Below are 3,581 nucleotides of genomic sequence, written 5' to 3'. Positions count from 1 at the left end.
TTGTACCGAAATTTTGCGGTACAAACTATGCTAATCCATCGGCATAGTTCACTCCCGTATTTATTTCGGGGATACCAGAGTCTGTGTGTTTTATTTCGACAAGCTCAATATAAATATTTATTCTTTGAAGCTATCAAAATTATCTAAGCTATCAATTATTTCTTCAGGTGTTGGAAGATATTTTTTAAAATCTTCGGGTAATGTTTTTTCTATTGAATAATCAGCTATTCCCATCGGGCTATTAATTTGTTTTAGTGCAAATTCAACAACTGTTCTGTCTTTTGTTTTGCAAACAATTATTCCTATGGATGGATTTTCTGATGGATGTTTCTTCAATTCATCAAGAGCCGTTAAGTAAAATTGCATTTTCCCTGCAAATTCAGGCTTAAATTTTACAGTCTTTAATTTTATGGCTACAAAACATTTTAATAATCTATGGTACAAAAGTATATCAACATAAAAATTTTCTTCTCCAACTTTTAAATGATACTGATTTCCAATAAATGCAAAGTCTCCGCCCATTTCAGCTAAAAATTTGCGAATATTTTTCATTAAACCCAACTCTAATTCTCGTTCCTTGTAATTTTCTGCTAATTCTAAAAAATCAAACATATAACTATCTTTCACGGCTAAGTTTGCCTGATGCTTGTATTTCTCTTCTAATGCTTTGTTAAAGTTGGTTTGATTTATTAAAAATCGTTCGTATGCTTTACCTTCTACTTGGTGGATTAATATATTTTTTGACCAGCCGTATTTTTTTGTCATTTTTATATAAAACTCTCTTTCTAACAAGTCTTTACACTTTTCTATTAGTATGATATTATGCGACCAAGCAATTTCTGCCACCAGTGGTGGCAGTTTTTCATTATTCCTATATTCTAAATGAAAAGTTCTCATTCTCCATAGGTTACGAGAAGAAAAACCATCAGTTCCGGGAAATTCATTTTGCAAGTCTTTTGATAAAGTTTCTACAACTGATTTACCCCAAGCAAGCTGCTCTTGTTTTTCTACAATAGATCTTCCAATGTCTGTATAAAGTGCTAGCAGTTCTTTGTTTACTGCTCTCATTGCCTGTAATCTGGACTGATATATTTTTTCCTTTATTTCTTCTAAAAAACTTTTGTATGCTGTTTTATCAATTTTACTCATGATGCAAAGTTATTGTTTTTTTTATTTTTGGTGGCTGATTTTTATTTTATCCTATCGGATGGAACTTTCCAATATCTTCCTGTAAATCATCTAATACTAAACCGTCATCAAATTAATTAAAAAGAAACTGGTATTATGCCGATGGATTAGCATGTTAAGAAAATTTATTTTCTGTTACATGATAACCTTTCGGTATAAATCATTAACAACATAGGCTTCTGTTGAACTTACGTAGCGATGACCTGCCATGTATTGAACTTGTCTAAGGGTGGTGGACGGGGGTTTAGTGGATAGATAATTCAGCAAAGGCAATATTTTTCTTATTGCTTTTGCTACCGCTTTGTTGGCACAAACAGCTTTTTGATTTTAGCTTTTACCTTTAAAAATCTATCATTTCAAAAGTTAAAAGCAATATGTTGTTTGTTTGGGTCGGAGCGTGGTAATCAGTCTATGCTGAATTGTTGCACATATAATAAATCCATATATAGTAAAAAAACAGGCTTAATTTTCACAATAAACCTGTTTGTTACCCCTTTACAAATGAATGCTATATATACTTATATGTTCGTAGAACTTCATCTCTATTGGTGAATAACTTATATCAACTGATTTTTCTCTTTTTATTTCATCAAGAATTGTTAGGTATAAGTAGTTCTCACTAATATCAAGCATGCTCATTATCATTAATTTTTCTCCAATTTCATAACTCTTTTCTTGCTTATTTTTCAAATCAATTTTAAACAAATATGTTAAGTTGTTCAGATAGTAATTTGAGATTATAATACCTTTATTAACAAATTTAACAATAGGTTTATAGGTTAAAGAACTTGACTTCTTACCGCTTTTTACACAAGACACATTTTTATTCGTTAAATCAATAAGAAAAAAGTCATAATTATGAGATATGGAGTCAGATAAATTCAGTAAACAAACAGCTAATTCATTGTCAAACACATCAAAACTAGCAATTGCATAACTACCTAATTCATTTATATTAAAAACTAAAGAGTGAGAATCACATGCAATATCATAATAAAAAATGGTTCCTATATTATTATAATAAAAACCACGTTTCTTATTTTGGTCAATGCAGATTTTTGAAAAATCTATATTAATAAACTTACTATTTGGTCTTTTATGAATAAATTCATTCTTGTATTTGTTAAATATTCTAATTTGCTGCTGACTGTCAATAAAAACAATTGAAGAGTCATTGATATATTTTGCAAATTGATAACCCTCAAATACTCTACTCCCTGCTTTTATCGAATAATCAGCACTATCTGAAAATAAACTCATATATAATAAACTGGAATCACTATAATTATAGTCTAGTGCAATTTGAGAAAACCCATTCAACTCAATTTTGACTAAATTGGGCTTGTTATTTTGAAATTTAAATATTACTAGTAGAACAAATAAAATGGTCACTAATATTAAACTAATGAAAAATAATTTTCTCATCTCATATTAACTTTAATTCCTAATATTTTTGCAACATCTCCTTTAATGTATACATTTGGCATCCCTACCCTTAATATCCCTTTTCCAACAGAAATTCCATTAAAATTAATCTTCATCCATCCATCAGAAGTTGTAGAAACTGAAACACTTGCGTTGTTTTCAATTTTTAGATCAATGGTCATCGCTATTTCAGAGCCTTCATCTGTTTCATTTACTATTGGTACTGACAAATAAGCTGTTTTCCCGTTTTTCATTTCTATTTGAAATTTCGAGTCCCCATTTGATTTCTTTTCAACGTTCTTGAGTTTTTTTATTGGATCAAATGCTTTACGTATTTTTTTATATCCTTCAAATTCTTCTTCTTTCCCTTTATCAGTTGTTGGGGAAGGAACTATTAACTCTTTCAAAACGTCATTTTTGATATAATCACCTTTATTAAATAAGCTAAATACTGATTTAAGAAACTCCTGCCTTGTTCCATCTGATGGGATTTTATCAATCTCTTCTTTTTTAATTTCTTTTGGAGGATCCTTTGCAGCATCACCTCTTGGATCATTTTTATATATCGGGCTATTATCAAACGCAACATATGGACTTTGCCAAGGGAAATTCTTAACTAATGGATCAATACTAAACCACCTTCCGAACCTTGGTTCATACTGCCTGAAATGAGTAGTATAATGATTACCAGTTCCTTTAACCTCATCATCCTTCTCCATACCATTAAATCCATACCTATAACTCTCTCCAATTTCTTCAACTTTTACATTATCAAGATAGAAGAGCAAGTTGGTACTTGTAGCATCAGCACGTTGGAATATTATGTCTGCAGTAGTTGTTGTAGCAATAAATTCAACATCAATATCAGCATCTACTTTGGTGTTATTGATAAACATAAATGTGCCATCAGATGGATTTTTAACCATATATTTTACTCTTGCTAAATTTGAGCCTAAGTCAATACTTGC

General features: G+C 30.2%; 3 protein-coding genes. All 3 read right to left on the bottom strand.

Annotated features, from left to right (window positions below; all coding sequences use genetic code 11):
• Positions 1–117 precede the first annotated feature (117 nt).
• Complete coding sequence (locus U9R42_05810; protein ID MEA3495536.1) at positions 118–1,149, bottom strand: PDDEXK nuclease domain-containing protein; 1,032 nt, start codon at positions 1,147–1,149, stop codon at positions 118–120.
• 534 nt (positions 1,150–1,683) lie between these two features.
• Positions 1,684–2,448, bottom strand: coding sequence for a hypothetical protein (locus U9R42_05805; GenBank protein ID MEA3495535.1), 765 nt, complete (start codon positions 2,446–2,448; stop codon positions 1,684–1,686).
• A gap of 161 nt (positions 2,449–2,609) precedes the next feature.
• A partial coding sequence (locus tag U9R42_05800; protein ID MEA3495534.1) for an RHS repeat-associated core domain-containing protein occupies positions 2,610–3,581 on the bottom strand: 972 nt, incomplete at its 5' end.

The sequence above is a fragment of the Bacteroidota bacterium genome, from assembly GCA_034723125.1.
Lineage (GTDB): Bacteria > Bacteroidota > Bacteroidia > CAILMK01 > JAAYUY01 > JAYEOP01.
Note: the sequence above shows the minus strand (reverse complement) of the source record. Positions and strands in the feature narration are given on the sequence as shown.

Coding starts and splice junctions, on each gene's coding strand:
- U9R42_05810 (MEA3495536.1), bottom strand. CDS start 1,149: ATGAGTAAAATTGATAAAACAGCATACAAAAGTTTTTTAGAAGAAATA.
- U9R42_05805 (MEA3495535.1), bottom strand. CDS start 2,448: ATGAGTTTATTTTCAGATAGTGCTGATTATTCGATAAAAGCAGGGAGT.